The 19800-nt window shown below is 73.1% G+C and carries 15 protein-coding genes; 6 read left to right on the top strand and 9 right to left on the bottom strand.

The features are described from left to right. Window positions 1–56 precede the first annotated feature (56 nt). From WME83_RS21150 to WME83_RS21140, 3 genes are all read left to right on the top strand, one after another. Window positions 57–1625, top strand: coding sequence for a GMC family oxidoreductase (locus tag WME83_RS21150; protein WP_437321096.1), 1569 nt, complete (start codon window positions 57–59; stop codon window positions 1623–1625). 92 nt (window positions 1626–1717) lie between these two features. Continuing rightward, window positions 1718–2482 (top strand): hypothetical protein, encoded by a 765-nt coding sequence (locus WME83_RS21145; protein ID WP_437321095.1) that lies wholly within the window; start codon window positions 1718–1720, stop codon window positions 2480–2482. Between the two features lie 236 nt (window positions 2483–2718). Beyond that, window positions 2719–4335, top strand: a complete 1617-nt coding sequence (locus WME83_RS21140) for a S28 family serine protease (protein ID WP_437321094.1) — start codon at window positions 2719–2721, stop codon at window positions 4333–4335. A gap of 44 nt (window positions 4336–4379) precedes the next feature. Here the strand turns inward: WME83_RS21140 and WME83_RS21135 are convergent, their stop codons facing one another. The 4 genes from WME83_RS21135 to WME83_RS21120 all read right to left on the bottom strand — a co-directional run bounded on the left by WME83_RS21135 (window position 4380) and on the right by WME83_RS21120 (window position 7935). Next, on the bottom strand, window positions 4380–4886 hold the full coding sequence (locus WME83_RS21135) for a hypothetical protein (RefSeq protein ID WP_437321093.1): 507 nt from the start codon (window positions 4884–4886) through the stop codon (window positions 4380–4382). Between the two features lie 92 nt (window positions 4887–4978). Next, complete coding sequence (locus WME83_RS21130) at window positions 4979–5374, bottom strand: hypothetical protein (protein ID WP_437321092.1); 396 nt, start codon at window positions 5372–5374, stop codon at window positions 4979–4981. Window positions 5375–5485: 111 nt separating this feature from the next. Beyond that, window positions 5486–7078, bottom strand: coding sequence for a DUF1552 domain-containing protein (locus tag WME83_RS21125; RefSeq protein WP_437321091.1), 1593 nt, complete (start codon window positions 7076–7078; stop codon window positions 5486–5488). Next, complete coding sequence (locus WME83_RS21120) at window positions 7012–7935, bottom strand: DUF1592 domain-containing protein (RefSeq protein ID WP_437321090.1); 924 nt, start codon at window positions 7933–7935, stop codon at window positions 7012–7014. The genes WME83_RS21125 and WME83_RS21120 overlap by 67 nt, the downstream gene beginning before the upstream one ends. A gap of 487 nt (window positions 7936–8422) precedes the next feature. On the opposite strand from WME83_RS21120, the gene WME83_RS21115 reads away from it, so the two are divergent. Continuing rightward, window positions 8423–8944 carry a hypothetical protein gene (locus tag WME83_RS21115; protein ID WP_437321089.1) on the top strand — a complete coding sequence of 174 codons (522 nt, stop codon included), beginning with the start codon at window positions 8423–8425 and terminating at the stop codon, window positions 8942–8944. Window positions 8945–9032: 88 nt separating this feature from the next. Here WME83_RS21115 and WME83_RS21110 read toward each other — a convergent pair whose 3' ends face one another. The 4 genes from WME83_RS21110 to WME83_RS21095 form a co-directional block, all read right to left on the bottom strand. Further along, the gene (locus WME83_RS21110; protein WP_437321088.1) at window positions 9033–10076 is read right to left on the bottom strand and encodes a lipase secretion chaperone; all 1044 of its coding nucleotides are present in this window, start codon (window positions 10074–10076) and stop codon (window positions 9033–9035) included. Window positions 10077–10090: 14 nt separating this feature from the next. After that, window positions 10091–10954 (bottom strand): esterase/lipase family protein, encoded by an 864-nt coding sequence (locus WME83_RS21105; RefSeq protein ID WP_437322022.1) that lies wholly within the window; start codon window positions 10952–10954, stop codon window positions 10091–10093. 500 nt (window positions 10955–11454) lie between these two features. Further along, window positions 11455–15501, bottom strand: a complete 4047-nt coding sequence (locus WME83_RS21100; RefSeq protein WP_437321087.1) for a serine/threonine-protein kinase — start codon at window positions 15499–15501, stop codon at window positions 11455–11457. Between the two features lies 1 nt (window position 15502). Then, a complete protein-coding gene (locus WME83_RS21095) occupies window positions 15503–16330 on the bottom strand; it encodes a hypothetical protein (protein WP_437321086.1) in 828 nt (275 codons plus the stop codon). A gap of 692 nt (window positions 16331–17022) precedes the next feature. Between WME83_RS21095 and WME83_RS21090 the strand changes: the two genes are divergently transcribed. Both WME83_RS21090 and WME83_RS21085 read left to right on the top strand, forming a co-directional pair. Then, window positions 17023–17466, top strand: a complete 444-nt coding sequence (locus tag WME83_RS21090) for a CBS domain-containing protein (protein WP_437321085.1) — start codon at window positions 17023–17025, stop codon at window positions 17464–17466. 231 nt (window positions 17467–17697) lie between these two features. Continuing rightward, on the top strand, window positions 17698–18897 hold the full coding sequence (locus tag WME83_RS21085) for an Rpn family recombination-promoting nuclease/putative transposase (protein WP_437321084.1): 1200 nt from the start codon (window positions 17698–17700) through the stop codon (window positions 18895–18897). Window positions 18898–18984: 87 nt separating this feature from the next. Here WME83_RS21085 and WME83_RS21080 read toward each other — a convergent pair whose 3' ends face one another. Beyond that, window positions 18985–19797, bottom strand: a complete 813-nt coding sequence (locus WME83_RS21080; RefSeq protein WP_437321083.1) for a metallophosphoesterase family protein — start codon at window positions 19795–19797, stop codon at window positions 18985–18987. Between the last annotated feature and the right edge of the window lie 3 nt (window positions 19798–19800).

Raw genomic sequence — 19800 nt, 5'->3', positions numbered from 1 at the left:
CGGTTTCGAGGGCACGTTGCCTGGCGAGGCGATCCCGTGTAGGTCGAGTTTCCAAGGTGTTTCGATCGTCTCCGTCCTCTTCTTCCCGCGCGGGCGCGTCCGCCGAGCTCGTCGTGGTCGGGGCCGGCTCGGCCGGCGCGGTGATCGCGGCGCGCGTCACGGAGCGCGCCGATCGCGAGGTGCTGCTGCTCGAGGCGGGCCCGGACTACCCGGACCTCTCGCGCGTGCCCGCCGACCTGCGGGACGGCACGCGCAACTCGTGGCTCGCGCACGACTGGGGCTACCGCCACCGGCCGACGCCGGGGCAGATCATGTTCCTGTTCCCGCGCGGCAAGGTGGTCGGCGGCTCGTCGGCCGTGAACACGTGCATCGCGATCCGCGGCATGCCGTACGACTACGACGAGTGGGCCGCGCTCGGCCTGCCCGAGTGGGGCTTCGACGCCTGCCTGCCCTATTTCAAGCGCCTCGAGGACGACCGCGACTTCGGCGAGCCGTGGCACGGCAAGGGGGGCCCGGTGCCGATCCGCCGGGCGCGGCGCGAGGAGCTCGTGCCGTGGCAGGCGGCGTTCGTCGACGGGTGCAGGGCGCTCGGCTACCGCGAGTGCGCGGACACGAACGATCCGCAGGCGCCCGATGGAGTCGGGCCGCACGCGATGAACAAGATCGACGGCCAGCGCATGAGCGCGGCGCGCTGCTACCTGACCGCCGAGGTGCGCCGGCGGGAGAACCTGCGGCTCCGGCCGCGCACGACGGTGCGGCGGGTGCTGGTGCGGAACCGCCGGGTCGAGGGGGTCGAGGTCGAGACCGACGGGCGCGTCGAGGTCGTCGCGACGCGGAAGGTGGTGCTGAGCGCGGGCGCGATCGCGACGCCCGGGATCCTCCTGCGCAGCGGGGTCGGGCCGCGCGACCAGCTCGCGCGGCTCGGGGTCGAGCCCGTGTCCGACGTGCCCGCCGTGGGGGCGCGGCTGCTCGACCATCCGGGGGCGGCCATCGGCCTGTGGCCGCGCCGCCGCGGGCTGATCGACGTCCTGCGCCAGCCGCTCGTGCAGACGGTGCTCCGCTACACGTCGCGCGGCAGCCCGTACCCGAACGACATGCAGCTCCAGCCGGGCTCCTTCTTCCCGGTGCACCCGCGCCTCACGATCCCGGCGTTCGCCATCGCGTGCTGCATCGGCAAGCCGCGCGGCGCCGGCCGCATCGAGTACCTGAGCGCCGACCCGCACGCGCGGCCGCGCATCGTCTCGAACATGCTCGTCGACCGCGACGATCGCGCGCGGGCGGTCGACGCGCTGGTGCTCGCGTACGAGGTCGCCCGCACCGCGCCGATGCGCGACCTCGGCTTCTTCCTGTGGCCCACGGAGCGCACGCTGATGCGGCGCGAGGCGCTGGAGCGGTGGATCACCCGGAGCTGCGGCTCCGGCTACCACCCGTGCGGGACGGTCCCGATGGGGCCCGAGGGGGACGCGGCGGCGGCGGTCGACGGGCGCGGGCGCGTGCGCGGCGTCGAGGGCCTGATCGTCGCGGACGCGAGCATCATGCCGACCATCCCGAGCGTGAACACGAACCTGACCGCGCTGATGATCGGCGAGCGCTTCGGCGAGTGGCTCCGCGAGGGCGCGGTCTAGCCGGCGGCGGGCGCGGACCCGCGCGCGCAGCGTCACGGTATGGGGGAGCGGCCAGCTGTGGAGCGCATGCCCAGCGGCTCAGGAGGAACGTCATGAATCGACCGGAGCAGCTACACGAGCGGCTGGACGCGATCGGTCGCTCGCTGGAGAGCAGCGGCAAGGCGCTCGCGTTGATCGGGCTGGGCTCGGTGGGCGTCGAGACCGCGCGGGCCGACAGGTACTCGGACCTCGACTTCTACGCCGTCGTGCGACCCGGTCACAAGGCCGAGTTCCTCCGTGATCTTCGCTGGATGAGCGCGGCCCATCCCGTGGCGTGGTGCTTCCAGAACACGCCGCACGGCTACAAGCTGCTCTACGAGGACGGGATCTTCTGCGAGCTCGAGGTGTACGAGCCAGACGAGCTGCTCGAGGTGCGCTACGCCGAGGGGCGATTCGTCTGGAAGGCGACGGACTGCGATGAGTCTCTGCGGCTCCCGGCCCAGGAGATCGCAGATCGACAGGAGCGGTCGGTCACGTGGAGCGTGGGCGAGCTGGTGACCAACCTGTACGTCGGCCTGTGCCGGTATCGACGCGGGGAGAAGCTCTCAGCATACCGGTTCGTGCAGGGATACGCGGTCGATCGGGTGATGGAGCTGCTGCCGCACATCAGGACGCCCGAGCCGGTGCATCGCGATCCGTTCGGTCGCGAGCGGCGCATCGAGCAGCAGTATCCGGACATGACGGCTGATTTCGCCTCGTTCATGCAGGGCTACGAGAGGACGCCGGAGTCGGCGCTTTCACTCTTGCGCTGGGTGGAGCGGCACTTCGACGTGAACCCCGCGATGCGCCGCCTCGTCGAGGAGCTCTGCCTGAGGTGAGGCACAGCGGCGGGCGCGCGCGATCATGTCGGGGCGGCGGTTGCGGACGGCGCCGCTCGGGCTGGCGGTGCGACCGCCGCCGCTCGATCTCGCCAGCTCCTCGTTCGCGCTGATCTGGCATCGGCGCACGCAGAACGAGCCGGCGCAGCGCTGGCTGCGCGACCAGGTCGTGAAGGCAGCTTCCCGACGGCGGCGTCCGTCCGAACGCGCGCCTCGTTGATGTAGGCTCGGCCGTCATGCGCACCCGATACCTGATCTTGCTCGCCTTCACCTCGGCCACTTTTTCGCTTGTCGCCTGCGGAGGTGATGCCGGCGCGGACCCCCAGGCCGAGGGCGGCGGTGGCGCGGACCCCCAGGCCGAGGGCGGCGGCGGCGCGGGCGGCGCGGACCCCCAGGCCGAGGGCGGCGGCGGCGCGGGCGGCGCGGACCCCCAGGCCGAGGGCGGCGGCGGCGCGGGCGGCGCGGACCCCCAGGCCGAGGGCGGCGGTGGCGCGGGCGGCGCGGACCCCCAGGCCGAAGGCGGCGGCGGCGCGGGCGGCGCGGACCCCCACAGCTCGGGCGACATCCTCGATCAGCTCCAGACCGTCGAGGGGCTCACGGTCGAGGAGCTGGACTCGGAGCTTCCGGGCTACCGCTATTTCGTTATGGAGATCGACCAGCCTGCGGATCACGAGGCGCCGGACGGCGTGCGGTTTCGCCAGCGCCTCGTGCTCCACCACCGGGACCCCGCCGCGCCCGTGGTGATCGCGACCGAAGGCTACAACCTCTGGCCGGAGTACCAGTGGCTCGACGAGCCCACCGAGCTGCTCGCCGGCAACCAGATCCGCGTCGAGCACCGCTTCTTCACGCCTTCCCGCCCGGAGCCTGCGGACTGGTCGCAGCTCACCATCGAGCAAGCTGCCGCGGACATTCACCACGTCATCGCGTCGCTGAGGCCCTTCTACGAGGGCAAGTGGATCTCCACAGGCGGGAGCAAGGGCGGGATGACCTCGGTCTACCATCGTCGCTTCTATCCCGACGACGTGGACGGCACCGTGGCCTACGTGACGCCGCACAGCATGGGCAACCCCGACCCGCGCTACCTCGAGTTCCTGGCCGAGCGCGGCGATGCGGCCTGCCAGGGCGCGCTCCGGGAGTTCCAGCGCGAGGTGCTGCTGCGGCGCCCGGCGATGCTGGCGCGCATGGAGGCCGACGCCGCGGCGGAGGGCTTCTCCTACGACCTGCTCGGCACCGAGAAGGCCCTGGAGACCGCGGTGGTCGACTCGGTCTTTGCCTTCTGGCAGTACCTGGACGCGACCCTCTGCGACGCCGTCCCGACCGCGGCGTCGGACGACGAGGACGTCTGGGCCTTCCTCGATATGGTGAGCCAGCCCTCGTTCTACCGCGATGCTTCCCTCCTCGTGTACGAGCCCTACTACTGGCAAGCTGCGGTCCAGCTCGGTTATCCGGCGATCGCGACGGAGCACCTCGCGGATCTCCTCGTGTACCCCGACGCCGACACGGCCACATCGTTCATCGTCCCTGGGCCCGGCAAGACTCCGGTCTTCGATCCCAAGGCGATGAGTGACATCTCCGCCTGGCTCACCGCCGAGGGCGAGCGGATGATGTTCCTTTATGGCGAGAACGACCCGTACACGGCCGCCGCCTTCGACGTCGGGGAGGCTCGGGACACGCACCGCTTCGTCGTGCCGGATGGGAACCACCTCTCCAGCCTGGGCGATCTCTCGCCGCCCGAGCGCGATATCGCCTTCGGTGCGCTCGCGTCGTGGGCGGGTGTCTCGCCGATCGACGTCGACCGCGCGCGCGCGCCGCGAATGCTGCTCCGCGGCCATCGGCGGATCATGCGGCGCTGAGCGCAGCCGCCCTCCCCACAGGGCGGAATTTCTGGCGGGCGGAGCTAGGCGGCCGACTGCATGCTCCCCCGCGCCGCGCGGTAGTCGGTGAACATCGAGCCCAGGATGTTGGCGGCCCCTGTGGCAATTTGGACGAAGGCGGCGAGCGGTGCGCGCTTCGTGTACCCGAGCGCGAACGGCGCCGCGATCACCGAGGCGCTCCACACATAATCGAGCACCTCGTGCGCCTCGATCGGGATCAACTTGGCCAGGCTCATCCGGTAATCGGTGAGCAGGGACACGGAGATCACCGAGGCGCCGAGGATCGCACCGGCGACCTTTGCCTCACGCCGGTTCGAGGCGAGGCCGGCCAGGGCCACCATGAGGCCGTTCGAGTAATCGAGGGCGGAGTGGACGTCCTGGGGGATGAGGCGCCGGATGGGCAGGACGCCGAAGAGCAGCTTGGAGGGGATCGCAGCGTTCTTCTGGACCGCCGGCGCGGCGGCGCCCGGCCTGGTCACCTCCGGCGAAAGCAGGTCTTCGGTGCTCGGATAGATCGCGGACTGTGTCATGAGAAACCTCCCGCCCCGCGGCCTAGCAATCCGCGGACCGCGAGCGCCCGAGAGGCCATCACGGCCACGCTCGCCCGCTCGGGCGCCCGCGCTCACCGCATGGAGGCGAGCCACGTGCGGGCGGACTCGGCGTCGGGGAAGTACGCCTGGGTGAGGTCCGCGCTAGTGACCTTGGTCATGATCCCCTTGAGCGACATGCGCGTGATGGCCGACTCCGGCACGACCAGGGCCATCCAGCGGACTCCCTGAGCGATCAGGCGAGGGAACCAGATCTGGCTCGTCCACTGCTGATCTTCCTGCGTGCTGGGCGGCCCACGGCGGGTGTCCGCGAGCCAGCGGGTCGCCATCTTCTTGCGGGCGAGAGACAGACCGGCCTCGAGCCCCGCGCGGAACTCCTTGCTCTCGGCGAACCCCTTCCACTCGGCCACCACGGCCTGGATCTCCTCGTCCCAGGAGATGGTGATCCATCTCTCATCGAAATAAATCAAAGCGCCTCCTGCCGCAACGAGCCTATTCCGGCCTTCGCGGAGGAGCAACCTCGCTCCAGCGATCGGAGCGGCGCTCGGTGCGAGCTGGCGAGCGGGCGAGCGCGTGAGCGGCTACCGCAGGATCTCCTCGAGCAGCCGGTTCGGCTCGCCGCGGAGATCGTCGCCGAACGACGCCACGCCGAGCCCGTAGTACTGGTTCATGATCGTGAACCAGAGATCGCGGAGCTGGCGATCGCCCCCGACAGGGCCGTAGGCGACGTGCGCGTCGTTCAGGAACACGCCGTCGCCGCCCAGGAGCACGATGGGCAGGTCGTAGGCGTCATGATCGTGAGTGCGCATCTCGCTCATGTGCACCATGACGCAGTGATCGAGGACCGTGCCGTCGCCCTCGCGGATCGCGTCGAGCCGCGCCGCGAGCGCCGCGGTCTTCTGGCCGAGCCAGCAGGTGATGGCCGCGAAATCGAGGTTGCTCTCCTCGATGATCCTGTACCGGCCGCCCTCGGTCGCGCGGTCCAGGTTGCCGGCGCCGTGCTGCGAAGCGTGGTAGTGCAGGCTGCTCTCGGGCCTGTGCTCGAGTCCCACCTTGGCGCGGACGTCCTCGGGGATGCACCGGTAGTCGAACTCGGAGCGAGCGTCGTCGAGCATGTGGGTGACGACGCGCGTCACGTCGCATTGAATGGCCATGACCAGGAGATCGATCATGACGTTCGCGTGGTCTTCGTGCTTGTACTCGCCGGCCTCCGTCATGTCGTTCTCGTTGAGCCCCTCCCCCTGCCCCGGCGGCTCGGGCACCATCCCGGGCTCGGCGATCGGCGCGCAGCCCAGGTTGGCCGGGATCGTCGACTGGACCCGGGCCACGTTCTTCTCGATCTCCCGCAGCGAATCCAGGTACTGCTGGACGATCTGGCGGTCTTCCGCGGAGGCCCGGCGCATGAGCGCGTTCGCGTCCGCGAGCACGGCGTCGATGACGCTCTTGTCGGCCGCCGCGCGGCGCGCCGCCTCGATCCTGGCCTGCTCGGCGGTCTGGCCTGGCACGGGCGCCGCGCCCGCGCCCGCGCCGACGAGCGCGTCGAACACGGCCTTCGGGTTGACCGAGCGCTTCAGCGGCTCGCGCGGGCTCTTCCAGGAGATCGCCTGGTTGTACGCGTAGCTCCGCTCGTCGAAGAAGCCGGGCTTGACCCCGAGCCCGGTCTGCAGCGACGGGATGCGGGTCGCCTGCTCCGGCCCGGCCTTCTGGACGATGAGCTGGTCGACCGAGACGCCGTTGCCTACCCACTCGCCGAGATCCTGGCCCTGGTCCCTCCCCAGCTGATCGGCGTCGATGCAGGTGGAGAGCGCCGCCGTGAGCCGCGAGTGCGACGGCTCGATGTACGGGCTCTGCTCCTTGCTCCAGGTGTAGTTGCCGAGGCGGCTTATCATCAGCATCTTCGACTTCACCGGCGCGAAGTGCTCGAGCACCCTCGGCAGCTTGAAATCGGCGCCCCTCAGCGTCTCTCCGAACGCCGGCGCCGTCTCCCACCAGTGGTGGGGCGCCCCGTTCGGGAAGGTGCAGAGCAGGAATCGCTTCGGGGTCCCGGGCTCCCCCGCGCGCGCCCCGCGCGGCGAGTAGGCGCCGATCGCGTCGAAGTTCTCCAGGCTCAGCCCGATCGGATCGAGCAGATGTCGGCCTGCGCGATCATCGCGGCCTTCAGCGCCTGACTCCACAGCGGGAACACGGCGGCGTCGGCGTGGTGGCTCGGGAGCGTGCGGGTCCCGAGCCACTGCCCGAAGAAGTTCCGGTAGAACGCGGCGCTCCTCGGGTCGGCCAGCATGCGGTCGACCTCTCGGCGGAGCTCGCCCTCGGTGGCGAGCGCGTCGCGCTCCGCCGCGTCGAAGAGCGCCTCGTCCGGGAGCGAGCTCCAGAGCAGGTACGAGAGGCGCGAGGCGATCTCGTGGCCACCCAGGGCCCCCGGCGATCGCTTCGCGTCGGGGCCGAGCTCGATCCTGAGGAGGAAGCTCGGCGACGTCAGCAGGGTCCGGACGACGTGCTGCACCGCCTCGACGGGGGACATCTCGAGGGCGGTGACCGCGTGGGCGTACTGCGCGGCGTAGCGCTCGATCTCCGCCGCCTCGAGCGGGCGCCGGAAGGCGCGCGATCCGAAGCGCGCGATGATGTCGCGCGCGCAGGCGTCGCCCGCGCCCACCTCCGGATCGCACACGAGGATCTTCGCGCGCTGCGCCTCGTTCGAGAACGCGTCGTCGGCGAGCCGCCTCGCGGCGTCGTAGTACCCCTGGACCAGGACCTGCGAGAGGCTGGAGAGCGCGCTGGCGTTCGCGTCGAAGCCCTTCGCGCCGGAGGCCGGGAAGCCGTCCGCCGGCCGCAGGCTCGTGCCGAGGAGGTGGGCGACGGTGGTGTTGTACTCGGCCGCCGTCATGCGGTGCAGCGGCATGCCGCCGGAGACGGCAGGCGCTTGTTCCGGATCGCCGCCACATCCGACGAGGCCAGCGCACGAGAGGCCCACGAGGCACCCCGAAGCGGCGCGCCGGAGGCTCATGGTCGCTCGGTCGCGTCGGGACGTCATGGTCGGCTCCTGCGGGTGAGATGGGCGGCGGTCGACAGGAACTCCACAGGCCACCTCGGAAGTCAAGCACCTCGCAGCGAGCGCCTCTCTCCAGGTCCTCCCCGGAGCAGGACCCGGCGTCTCCCCTCCAGCACGAGGAATCCCGGCCGCGCAGAGGACTCGGAGAGAATCCCAGAGAGCCTCTGTGCTCTCCGTGCCCTCTGTGCTCTCTGTGCCTGCGCGGCGCGGATCTCGGGCTCTCGCGTCCACCGGCGCGAGAGGCCTCTCCAGGAGGGTCCGCGGCTTGCTCTCCCGAGCGCAGGTGCGCGCTTCGTGGCACCGGGAGGGGCTCATGCGGACTTCGAAGACGGGGAGAAACAGCGGTAGGTCAACAAGAGGGAGAGGCGTCGTCGGGGGGCTCGCCGGGCTTCTCGGGCTCGGCCTCTGTCTCGGCATCTCCAGCGCTTCCGCGGGCGACGCCGCACAGGCCACCTCGCCGCAGGCGCAGGTGCAGGCGCAGGCGCACGCGCGAGCGCAAGGCCGCCTCGGGCCGCAGCAGGGCTCGATCACCGCGCAGAAGGCCGCCTCCACCTACGTCGCGAACCCCAAGAAGCGGCGCTGGATCGTCGCCGGAGCGTCCACGCTGGGCGGCTTCTGGACCGCGTCGGCCATCTACGGCGCCGCCCTCAGCCTCGAGCGGCCGCACTCCCGGCTCGTGCCCCATTGCACCAAGTGCGCGTGCTCCCTCGTCCCGCAGCGCGACAGGGCCTCGGCCAGCCCCACCACGCTGCTCATCCCCCTCGCCGGCCCCTGGATCCACCTCGGCACGGGGCGGCACTCGGCGGCAGGCGCGGTCGGCCTCTCCATCCTGGGCGCCGGCCAGGCCGTCGGCCTCGGGATGCTGCTCGGCGGCGTCGCCATGCCGCGGCAGGTGCGCGTGCCGATGAAGCGCGGCAGCGTGCTCCAGGTGGGCGCAGCGCCGGTCGTCACGCCCGACGGGCTCGGGCTCTCGATCCACGGCTCGATGTAGCCGCGGCTCGAGGTCCCCGCCCGCGCCCGGATCGCGGAGCGCCGGCGCGCTCATCCTGCGCCGGCGCGCCGGCGCGCCGGCGCGCGGGTCACGGCGCGGCGCCCAGGAGCGCCCGCACGCGCAGCCGCTCCTCGGGCGTGAACGCGCGCGCGAGCAGCGCCTCCTCGGCGGCGCGCCGCGCCTCCGGATCGGCCTCGGTCGCCGCGATCGCCGCGCGCGCGCCCTCGAACGCCTCGAGGCGCCGCTGCCAGTCCGCCCGCTGCCGGTCGAGCTCCGCGAGCCGAGCCGCGGCCTCGGGGCCCACGGTCGCGACCCGGTGCGCGTAGAGCTCCTCGTCCGAGGCGCCCGCCTCGCGGAGCGCCTGCTCCTCGGCCTGCTGGACGAGCGGGCGCACCGCCGCCTCCCGCGCCTCGCGGAGGTGATCGGGCAGCGCCGCCTCGACCTCGGCGAGCCGCGCGTCGCGCTCCTCGGGCGAGAGGGTCGCGTCCGCGAGGACGCGCGACGCCGCGATCGCCGCCTCCCCCTCCCGCTCCTCGTCGCCGAACAGCTGCGCCGCGACGTCGTCGCCGAAGTGCGCCCGCCGGATCTCGCGCAGCGCGGCGAGCCGCTCGGCCGGATCGGCCGCCTGCGCGGCGCGCGCGGCGCCGGCCGCCTCGCGGTAGCCGAGATACCGGTCGAGCAAGTCGATCGCCTGGTCCGCCGCGCGCCCCGCGGCGCGCTCCCGGATCGCCGCCACGATGCGGGCGCGGATCGCCGCGTCCGGCGCCTCGCCGGTCGCGCTCAGGAAGTAGTCGAACAGCGCGAGGAGCTCGGGGCCGACGATCAGATCGCCGTTCGCGTCGACGAGCACCGCGCCGTCGACGTCCGTGCCGCGGAGCGACGGCGCCGCGGCCGTCCGCGGCAGGGCGGCCGCGGGGGGCGCGACCGACAGCGCCTGCCGGACGCGCGTGGGGGTCGTCGCCGTCGACAGCGCCGGCCGCGCTTCCGCCCGGAAGGAGCGCGCGGAGAGCCCGCTCGTCCGCGCGGCGGACGCGGCCGGTCGGGGCCGCTCCCGCGAGAGGAGCCGCCCGGCGCCGAGCAGCGCCGCGACCGCCATCGCCGCGAAGAGGACGTTCCTTCTACGACGCTCCACGGGCCCTCACCGGATCAGAGACCGAGGTTCTTCAGGCGGCTCGCGTGCGCCCGGAACACGGATTTCGGGTTCGGGCCAGACAGGTTGATAAACCCGAACAGCTGATTCACCTCGTCGAGGTGGTTCATCCCGTAATCGTCGCGGACCACCTCACCGAAGTGGGAGCTGCACCTGCCCACCATCCCGTCGTTCGACTCCGAGTACAGCTTGGAGATGAGCCCGAGCGTCACGTCGGTCGGATCGAGGAGGCTCGTGATGATCCCGGTCCCCGACCACGAGAAGAAGCGCACGCCGTTCTCCTCGGCGGCGCCCTGCCCGCACCGGCCTTCGGGCAGCCCGGCCGGGTAAGTCGCGTTGAACTCGCGCATCCCCACGGCCGAGAGCGACCTCACGGCGGCGATCGAGTCCTGGGGCACCGTTTGCCCGCTGAGCAGGCTGAGCACCGTGCCCAGGCCGTTGGCGAGGAACGAGAGCGCCCCCTGGGCGAAGCCGCCGTCGCGCAGGTTCTCCTGGAGATAGCTGGCGAGCTCGGCCCCCTGGTGCGGCGACCCGATCGTGGTCACCGAGGCGACGAGATCAGGCCGCACCGCGGCGACGTAGCGGATGTCGAGCCCGCCATGGCTGTGCCCGATCAGGTTGACCTTCCCGCTACCGGTGCGCGCGACGATATCCTCGATCTGGGCGAGCAGCGCCTCCCCGCGCGCCTCGGTGCTGTCGAACTGGGGCACGGAGGTGGCGTACACCTCGGCTCCGCCGGCGCGCAGCGTCGACGCGACCCCACCGAAGTAGTCGACCACACCGAACATCGCCTTGAAGCCCGCCATCCCGTGACAGAGCACGATCGGATACTGCGTCTTCGCATAGCTCTTCAGCGCCAGGGCCGCCTCGCCGACGTCGGCGCGCTCCTCGCCCGCCGCCTCATCCTTCGACGCAACGCATCCTTGCGAGAGCAGCAGGACGGCAGCGCCGGCCGCACAGCGCAATGCGTCAATCCACATTCGGCACCCAGCCCCTCGTTTTCTCTCGACTCTCTGCCCATTTCGAGCAGGTGTGACGGTGGTGGGTAGTACAGCGCCCGTGTTGGAGGAATGAGCTCGTCTGATCACCTGTCACCTCTGATAGAGTATTTTTTTAATTTGAATCAAGCAGAACTCACAGGCTCTCAGCGCAATAAGCACCTCGTTCATCCTGGACAATCGGCAGGCAGGTGTCCGGCCCCGCACTGGTCACGTTGGTCCAGGCGACGCGACAGGCCATGAGCAGCGCGCGTCAAACCGTCCATGTCGCGCGGATCCGCGCGGGAAGCGGATGCGCACGGGCGGGCGAGGCGGAGGGCGAATGCACCCCTCGGGCCGCTGGCTCGCCGCGGAGGGGCCAGCTAGGTCGACGACGCGGCGCCCAGGACGATGCGCGCGTTCTCCGGCACCGCGGTCAGGAACCGCTCGCGCCGCCGTGGGTCGGCGATGCGCTGGGCCCGCGCGAGCAGGCTCTCTCGGGCGTCGGCGAGGACGGCGGCCGCCTCGGCGTGCGCGCCGGACGCCGCGAGCGCCTCGGCGTACGCGAGCCGCACGAGCGACTCGCCCTCTTCCAGGGACCCGAGCGCCGCGAGCTCGCCGAACGCCGCCCGCGCCGCGCCGAGGGCCGCCGCGACCTGGCCGCCGGCGAGCAGCGCGCGCGCGCGCACCGCCATGGCCGGCGCGCGCAGCCGCGGGGCCACGCGCAGCGCCGCCTCGGCCGCGCCCGCCTCCCGCTCGGCGGTCGCGGCGTCGCCCGAGAGCAGCGCGATCTTCGCGAGGTACGTGCGCGCCACGCCCTCCATGCGCAGGTCGCCCCGCTGCTGGAACGCCTCCACCGCGCGCCCCTCGACGAGCTGCGCCTCGTCGAGCTTGCCGAGCTGCCCGAGCACGTGGCCGAGGTTGTGCAGCGCCACGGTCGCGAGCTCGCGCAGCCCCATCCGATCGGCGGCCTCCAGGGCGGCGCGCAGGGCCGCCTCGGCCGCCTCGAGCTCGCCGAGCTCGGCGTAGATGAAGCCGAGGTTCGCGCGGATCACGCAGGCGTTGCGCCGGTCCCCGGCCTGCTCGAACGCCGCGAGCGCCGCCTCCAGGCCCTCGAGGCAGGCCTCGGGGTCGCCGCCGGCCGAGGCGCGGATGGCGCGGAGCTGCTGCGCCATCGCGACGAGCTCGGCGTCGGGCGGCGGGGCCGCGCGGAGGTCCTCGTCGATGCGCGCGAGCAGGGCGTCGGCCTCGGCGTAGCGGCCGCCGAACACGAGCTGCGCGCCGCACTCGCAGAAGCACGCGATCCGCGCGCGCCGCAGCGCCGGCGCGCCGGAGGGCGGCGGCGCGGGCGCGCTCGGGGGCGGCAGCGCGGCGGGATCGCGCGACGCGGACAGGCCCTCGGCGATGGCGGCCCACCCGGCCACGCGGTCGACGGCGCCGAGCTTCCCCGCGGCGGCGGCGATCTGCGTCACGGCCCGGAACCACCCGGGGGAGCCGGCCGGGAGCAGCTCGGCCGCGGACGCGCCCAGCGCCTCGGCGGCGGCGAGATCTCCCTCCCAGACCTTGGCCTCGGCCGCGACGAGCCGCAGCGCGCCGAGGTCCTCGCCCGCGGCGCCGCACGCCTCGCCGCTCGCGGCGCGCTCGATCGCGGCGCAGAGGTCGTTCGCCTCGAGCGATTGCTCGGCCGCGCGCCGGTACCAGCGCACCGCGCGGCCGGGCTCGCCGCCCCGCCGGAAGTGCTCGGCCACGACCTGCGGATCCACGGACGCGCCCCGCTCGAGCCACGCGCCCGCCAGCCGGTGGCCGAGCGCGCGATCGTGCTCGGTGAGCATGGCGTAGGCGGCCTCGCGGACGAGCGTGTGGCGGAAGACGTGGTCGGCGGCGTCGGCGAGGCCTCCCGACCCGGAGGCCGGCGCGACGAGCTCGCGGTCGGCGAGCGCCCTGAGCCACGCCTCGACGTCGGCGAGGCGCTCCTCCCCGCCGAGCAGCGCCGCGACGCCGCGCTTCGAGAAGCGATCGCCGAAGATGCTGGCCGCCCGGAGCACGCGCTTGCCCTCGTTGCCCTCGGCGTCGAGCCGCGCCTCGACCGTGCCGAGCACCGAGTCCGGCAGGAGCTCGCCCTTGCCGCTCGCGACCGCGCGGATGAGCTCTTCGAGGTAGAACGGGTTGCCGCCGGCGCGCTCGACCAGGTGCGCCACCACGCCCTCGGGCACGGGCTCGCCGAGCGCCGCGCGCACGAGCTCCGCGCCCGCGCGGCGCGGCAGCGGTCCGAGCTTGATCGTCTGCACCTCGCGCTCGGCCCACAGGTTCGGGAACTGCCGGTGGACGTCGGGGCGCGCGAGCGCGAGCACGAGGAGCGGCAGCTCGCGGAGGTTCCGCAGGGTCGCGTCGAGCAGGCGCACGGTGGCGGCGTCGCCCCAGTGCAGGTCCTCCAGCGCGAGGAGCACCGGGCGCGCGGCGCACTCGGCCGCGAGCCAGTCCTCCCACGCGGCCCACACGCCGTCGCTCACGCCGGCGGCGCTCTGGCGCGCGGCGCGCAGCAGCCGGGCGTGCTCGGGCGACGGCGCGCCGGCGATCTCGCCGAGGAACGCCGCCGCGCGCTCGAGCGCCGGGCCGCCGAGGTGGCGCCCGAGCCGCTGCTTCAGCTTGCGGTGGCGCGCCACCTTCGGGTCGCGCTCGCGGAGGCCCGCGGCCCGGCAGAGGACGTCGGCGATCATCCCGAACGGCGAGCCGGGGGAGCTCGAGTCGGCGCGTCCCCAGAGGATCTCGACCGGCTCGTTCTCTCGCCGCAGGGCGGCGAAGAGCTCCAGGCGGAGCCGGGACTTGCCGGCGCCGGGCGGCCCGACGACGAGCACGGCGCTCGCGAGCGACTCGGAGATGCAGCCGGAGAGCGCGCCGTGGAGCATCGAGAGCTCGCGGGCGCGGCCGACGCAGGGCGTGCGCTTCCCGAGCAGCGCGGGGGCGACCTCGTCCACGGCGCGCTCGCCGGAGAGGACGAGCGGCTCGTCCGGCGCGGAGGGCGCGGGGCGCGCGACGACGAAGCGGGGGCCGAGCATGTCGGCGGTCGCGCGGTCGAGGCGCACGGCGCGCGCGCCGCCCGCGTCGCGCGCGGCGCGGAGCTCGGCGAGGCCGCGGTCGATGGCGTCGCCCCCGGCGACGCCCGCGGAGAAGACGCCGCGCCCCGTGACGACGCAGAGCGGCGCGCCCGGCAGCTCGGCGCGGAGGGCGAGCGCGCACTGGGCGGCGCGCTCGGCGCGGTCGACGGCGCTGCCGGGGCCGGACATCACGACGAGGTCCACGCCCGGGGCGAGCTGCGTGAGCCTGCCGCCGTGGAGCTCGACGAGCGCGCGGACCTCGACGGCGCGCGCGCTCGACGCGGGCGGCGCGCCGGCGTCGCCGGGGGCGCCGCGGTCGACCTCGGCGACGGCGCCGTGGTCGGCCGCGCCGAGGAAGACGAGGCTCGCGACGCGCTGCTCGTCCAGCGTGAGGGCGGCGCGCTCGCGCGGGGCGGGGCCGCGGCCCCGCGCGCTCCCCGCGCGCGGCGGCGCGCCGGGCGGCACGCTCCCCGACAGCGTCGGCGCGTCGGGCGGGGCGATCCACGCGCCGGCCGTCGCGGCGATCCGGTCGATCTCCGCCGCGACCTCGGCGCCGTCGCGCGGGCGATCGCCGGGCTGCCTCGACAGCATGCGCGCGACGAGCTCGTCGAGCGGGGCGGGCGCGTCCGCGCGCACGTCGCGGAGGCGGGGTGGCTCCTCGAGGAGCAGCCTGCTGAGCGCGGCCATCGGGCTCGCGGCCGCGAAGGCGGGCTGGCCGGTGAGGCACTCGAAGAGGACGCACCCGAGGGAGAACACGTCGCTGCGCGGATCGGGCGCGCTCCTGGCCTCGACCTGCTCGGGGGCCATGTACCCGGGCGTGCCGAGGACGCCGCCGGTGATGGTCACGCGCCCCGCGTCCGCGCTGGGGCGCGCGATGCCGAAGTCGACGAGCTTGACCCGCCCCGCGTCGCCGCCGGGGAGGAAGAGGTTGCTCGGCTTGATGTCGCGGTGGACGATGCCGCGCGCGTGCGCGAACGCGAGGGCGTCGGCGGCCCGGCGCACGAGCGAGAGCCCCTCGCTCGCGGGCAGGACGCGTCGGGCGAGGCGCGCGGCGAGGTCCTCGCCGTCGAGCCACTCCATGGCGAGGTAGCGGTCGCCCTCCGGGGTGCTGCCGTGCGCGACGTAGCGCACGATGCCCGGGTGGACGAGCGCGGCGAGGAGCGCGGCCTCCCGCTCGAACCGCTCGATCTGGATCGCGCTCCTCAGGCGGACGATCTTGAGGGCGACCGACGCGCCGCCGAGGCGGTCGTGCGCCTTGTAGACGGTGCCCATCCCTCCGGCGGCGGCCTCGCCCTCGAGGACGAAGCGCCCTGCGACGACCTCCGCGTGGCTCACGTCAGCGCAGGAACACGGTGACCGAGCCCGGGTGCGGCACCTCCTCGACGGCGAGCTCGCCCGAGGGGACGCGGCCCGTGCTGCGGCAGTTCCGGAAGCTCCCGTCGCTGCTCGGCGCATCGCACAGGCGCTCGCACGACCCGGCGACCTCGATCGCGCACGTCTCGAGCGACGGCCCGCAGACGCGGGGGATGGCCGCGGTCTCTTGCGGGAGGCACGCGTGATAGACGGGCCGCTCCGCGAAGATGTCGCCGTAGTACGTCGCCTCCCGCACGGGGAAGGCGGCGCGCTCGACCTTGTCGGCGAGGAGCTCCGCGCGATCGCCGCGGAGGGAGATCCTCACCCGCTCTCCGAGGTAGTTGACGCGGGCGAGGACGCAGCCGCTGACCCAGCTCCGGCACGCGCCGTCGCAGGATCCGCCCTCCTTTCCCCAGCGCGGCGCGAGGCCGAGCTCCCCCGGGAAGGAGAGCTCGTCGCCGTCGATCGCGAGGGTGAGGCGCTCGCCTCGCGGCAGCGCGCAGCTCGCGATGTACTTCAGCACGGCGCGCGCGGCCGGGTCGCGGAGCGCCTCGGCCGCGAGCGGGCTTTCCGAGAGCGCCTCGGCGGTGAGCGCGTTCGACGTCAGCGCCTTCGATGTCAGCGCGTTCGACGTCAGCGCGTTCGACGTCAGCGCGTTCGACGTCAGCGCGTTGTTCGCCCCGACGGCCTGGGACGCGTCGCCGTCCTCGGCCTCGGCCGAGGGTTCCGGGTCGGGCGGGGCCGCGCAGGCGCCTGTGGAGAGCGCGGCGACGGCGAGGACGAGTGCAGCCAGCTTCGGCGAATGCTCCATGGTTAACGCCCCCCTGGGATACCCATGAGCTCTCCGCCCATGAGCTCCCGAAACGACCGGCGCCGGAACGCGGGCCACGGGTGCTCGCATCGAACGCCGGTGCGTACATCTTGGTTCAAATGCACGAGCCGCGAAGAAGCCTACAAGGCCGGAGCGGCCGACGTGAGTCATCTCCGCTACAGCGACACGTGGAAAGATGTCACTGATAAACCGCGTGGCAAAGAGCGACGCGCACGCAATACGCTCTTTTTTTGTGTCGCGGAGCGATCGCTCTGTCAGCGCGAAACCACCGCTCTGTCCACGCCGTCATGGACAGCGATGCTCGCACCGGGGACGGAGGCGCGATGGGCGGCGGCGACGCAGCTGAGGCGCTGACAGCCACCCTCCTGCCGGGCGGCGCGCGAGGGGCTCGTCGCTGGCGTCGTCGGCGCGGACGACGAGGAGGTCGTGGTCTGCCGACCTGCGTGGCCGGCCTCCCCTGGGTCCGCGCTCGACGCGCGGGGGCGCGGCGCCGCCCGGGTCGCGGGGCGGCTGGGACGGCAGCGCTGGCTCGTCCGGGCCGGGGGCGCCCTGTCCGCGCGCGGCCGTCCGCGGCGTTCGCTCGATCGAGGGACGTGCCGCCGAGGGGCGTGCCGCGGGCGAGGGCGCACGGCGGCTGGACGGACTGCTCGGCGCGGTGCGTCGATGCGCCCTTGACGCCGCTGCGTCTCGATCATTACATGCCGCAGACCATGAAGGGCCATGCCCGCAATCTGATGACCGAGCGCGTGATCGCTTTGGAGCAGGGCACGCCGGTCACCGACATGCTGCAGCTGTTCGCGAAGCAGAACCTGAGCGGCGCGCCGGTCATCGACGAGGGTCACCACATCGTCGGGTTCGTCAGCGAGACGGATCTCCTGGGCGCGCTCCTGCGCGAGGAGTACGAGGGCATGACGGCCGCGGACGTGATGAGCACCCCGCCGATCTGCGTGGACGAGTTCATGCCCACCGACGAGGTGATGACGCTGCTGCGCGAGAACCGGATCCACCATCTGCCGGTCGTGCGCGAGGGGCGGCTCGTCGGGATCATCACGCCCGAGGACATCCTCCGCTACCTCGTGGAGCGGGTGCTGCCGGTCCCGCCGACCTCCGCCTGAGGCGACCGGCGCACGGAGGGCAGCCGATCGCTGTCCTCGCCAGCGACATGGACGTGGCCACAGGATGGCTCGTTGGGACGCGTGCGACGCCTCGACGTCTCGAGCGGCACCGTCGCGTCGCAGCCAAGGGTTCCCCGGCGTCCCCGAGACTGCTGGGGCGATTTCAGGACGAATCGGGGCGGCTCCAGCAAGCGTGGAGTTTGCTTGTGCATTGCACGGGGCGCTTCCTGTTTGCCGCCGAATGCGGTGCGAGATTGCAGAAACTGGCATACCCGTGCTCACGCTATTCGTTCGTTAAAAAGCATCCTATCGCGTGCGCATCGACTTCTCTGCCGAAGACTTGCCACCTGCGCGTCGGTCATCGAGGGTTGCCCCATGCCGAAGTCGCCGCGCAAGCGTGCGCTGAGCTCGCCCCACGATGCGCTGTTCCAGTGGACCTTCTCCCAGCGCGAGCACGCCGTCGGCCTGCTGAAGGCCGCGCTGCCGCCGCCGCTGGTCGCCGCCGTGCGGTGGGGCACGCTGCGCGTCGAGAAGGGCAGCTTCGTCGACCGCGCGCTGCGCAGCCGCCATAGCGATCTCGTGCTCTCCGCCAGGATCGGAGAGGGGCGGGCCTACTTTCACGTGATCGTCGAGCAGCAGCGCGAGGTCGAGGCGCTGATGGTCTTCCGCATGGGCCTGTACATGATGCGGCTTTGGGAGCAGCTCGTCCGCGAACAGCCGGGACTGAAGAAGCTGCCGCCGATCATGCCGGTGCTGGTCCATCACAGCGACACGGGGTGGACGGCGGCCAGGGCCTTCGAGGACATCGTCGCGATCGATGGGCCGGCGCGGGCGGCGCTCCTGCCGCACACGCCGCGCTTCGAGCTGCGCCTGATCGACGTGAGCGGCGGGCGCGCCGGCGATCTGGTGGAGCAGGCGCTGACGGCGCTGGGAAAGGTGGTGCTGTGGTGCCTGTCGGTGTCCGGCGACGACGCGCGGCTCGAGCGGGAGATCGGGCGCATCGCGGCCGCGCTGGACGAGGTGCTGCTGGCGCCGAGCGGGCTCGCTGCCCTGGAGGCGCTCCTGCGCTATCTTGTGGCGACGCACGCGCGCTTCAGCGTGCGGAAGATCGGTCGGCTCTTGGAAAAGGCGGCGGGCCCACGGGCCCAGGAGGCCATCGTGAACACGCTGGACGAGATCGAACGCAGGGGCGAGCGCAAGGGGCGAGCGCAGGGGCGCGCACAGACGCTCCTGGAGCTGCTCGCGGCCAGGTTCGGCGCCGTGCCTGCCGACGTGAGCGCCCGGATCCTGGCCGCGAACGAGGCGGCGCTCGTCGCCTGGACGACGCGGGTGCTCACGGCCCCCACGCCGGAGGACGTCCTCGCCGAGGACGGCGAGCGCCCCGCAGCGACGCGGCGCCCTGCGGCACGCAAACGCGCGCGGCGGGCCTGATCCGGGGAAGCGCCGCCACGCCCGCCCCTACGCGGCCGCCCGCTCGGCCGGAGGTGAAGCCCCCGCGGAGCCGCCGGCCGCCGCCCCCTACCGCCGGTCGAACTGGTACCGCGCCCGCTCCGCGCCCTCGATCTCGACCACGACGCGCTTCGGGCCGAGGCGCACCACGGCGTGCGCGGCCGCGGGGCGGCCCGGCGCGTCGTCGTCGAGGTTCTCGATCAAGCTCTGGAGCGTCACGTACGGGATGCCACGGATCACGTCGAGGTGGTTCCAGTGCAGGTGGCCGTTGAAGACCGCGAGGACGCCGTGCTCCTCGAAGAGCTTCCGCATCGCCCGCCGCTCGCGCACGAGGCAGATGTGCGGGCTCCCCTCGAACCATCGGTTGCCCCGGAGATCCTGATCGGCCGCGCTGTGGTGCATCAGCACGACCTTGGGCAGCGAGGTCCCCGCGAGGTCCTCGGCGAGCCAGGCGAGCTGCTCGGGCCCCACCGACACGTCGTGATCCTTGCGCTCGCGCGTGTGGAGGACCGTGAAGTGGTACCCGCCGCGGTCGAACGAGTAGTGGAGCCGCGTCACCTCGGGCCTCCCCCAGGCGGACAGCAGCTCGGCCTCGCTCAGGTGGATCACGTCGTGGTTGCCGGCGACGTGAAAGAGCTCGGCCCGCACGCCGCGGAGCGCCGCGATGCACTCGCCGTAACGCGCCCGATCCGCCTCGGGCCCCTCGTCCTCGATGTCGTCGCCCAGGTTCACGACGAGGTCGGGCCGCGTGACCTCGTTCATCCGCTCCACGAAGGCGCGCGTCAGCGCGGGCGCCTCGCCCGTGAGCTTGCGCAGCTTGCCCCCGAACGACGCCTGCGGGCCGAAGTGCAGGTCCGAGACGAGCGCGACGACGAGCTCCATCCG

Source organism: Sorangium sp. So ce385 (assembly GCF_051474135.1).
Taxonomy (GTDB): domain Bacteria; phylum Myxococcota_A; class Polyangia; order Polyangiales; family Polyangiaceae; genus Sorangium; species Sorangium cellulosum_D.
The sequence above is the reverse complement of the archived record's forward strand: the minus strand, read 5'-3'. Positions and strand labels throughout refer to the sequence as shown.

Excerpts from the sequence above, each read along its gene's own strand:
- WME83_RS21145 (WP_437321095.1), top strand. The coding sequence starts at position 1,718 with ATGAATCGACCGGAGCAGCTACACGAGCGGCTGGACGCGATCGGTCGC.
- WME83_RS21140 (WP_437321094.1), top strand. The coding sequence starts at position 2,719 with ATGCGCACCCGATACCTGATCTTGCTCGCCTTCACCTCGGCCACTTTT.
- WME83_RS21135 (WP_437321093.1), bottom strand. The coding sequence starts at position 4,886 with ATGACACAGTCCGCGATCTATCCGAGCACCGAAGACCTGCTTTCGCCG.
- WME83_RS21120 (WP_437321090.1), bottom strand. The coding sequence starts at position 7,935 with ATGACGTCCCGACGCGACCGAGCGACCATGAGCCTCCGGCGCGCCGCT.
- WME83_RS21095 (WP_437321086.1), bottom strand. The coding sequence starts at position 16,330 with ATGGAGCATTCGCCGAAGCTGGCTGCACTCGTCCTCGCCGTCGCCGCG.
- WME83_RS21080 (WP_437321083.1), bottom strand. The coding sequence starts at position 19,797 with ATGGAGCTCGTCGTCGCGCTCGTCTCGGACCTGCACTTCGGCCCGCAG.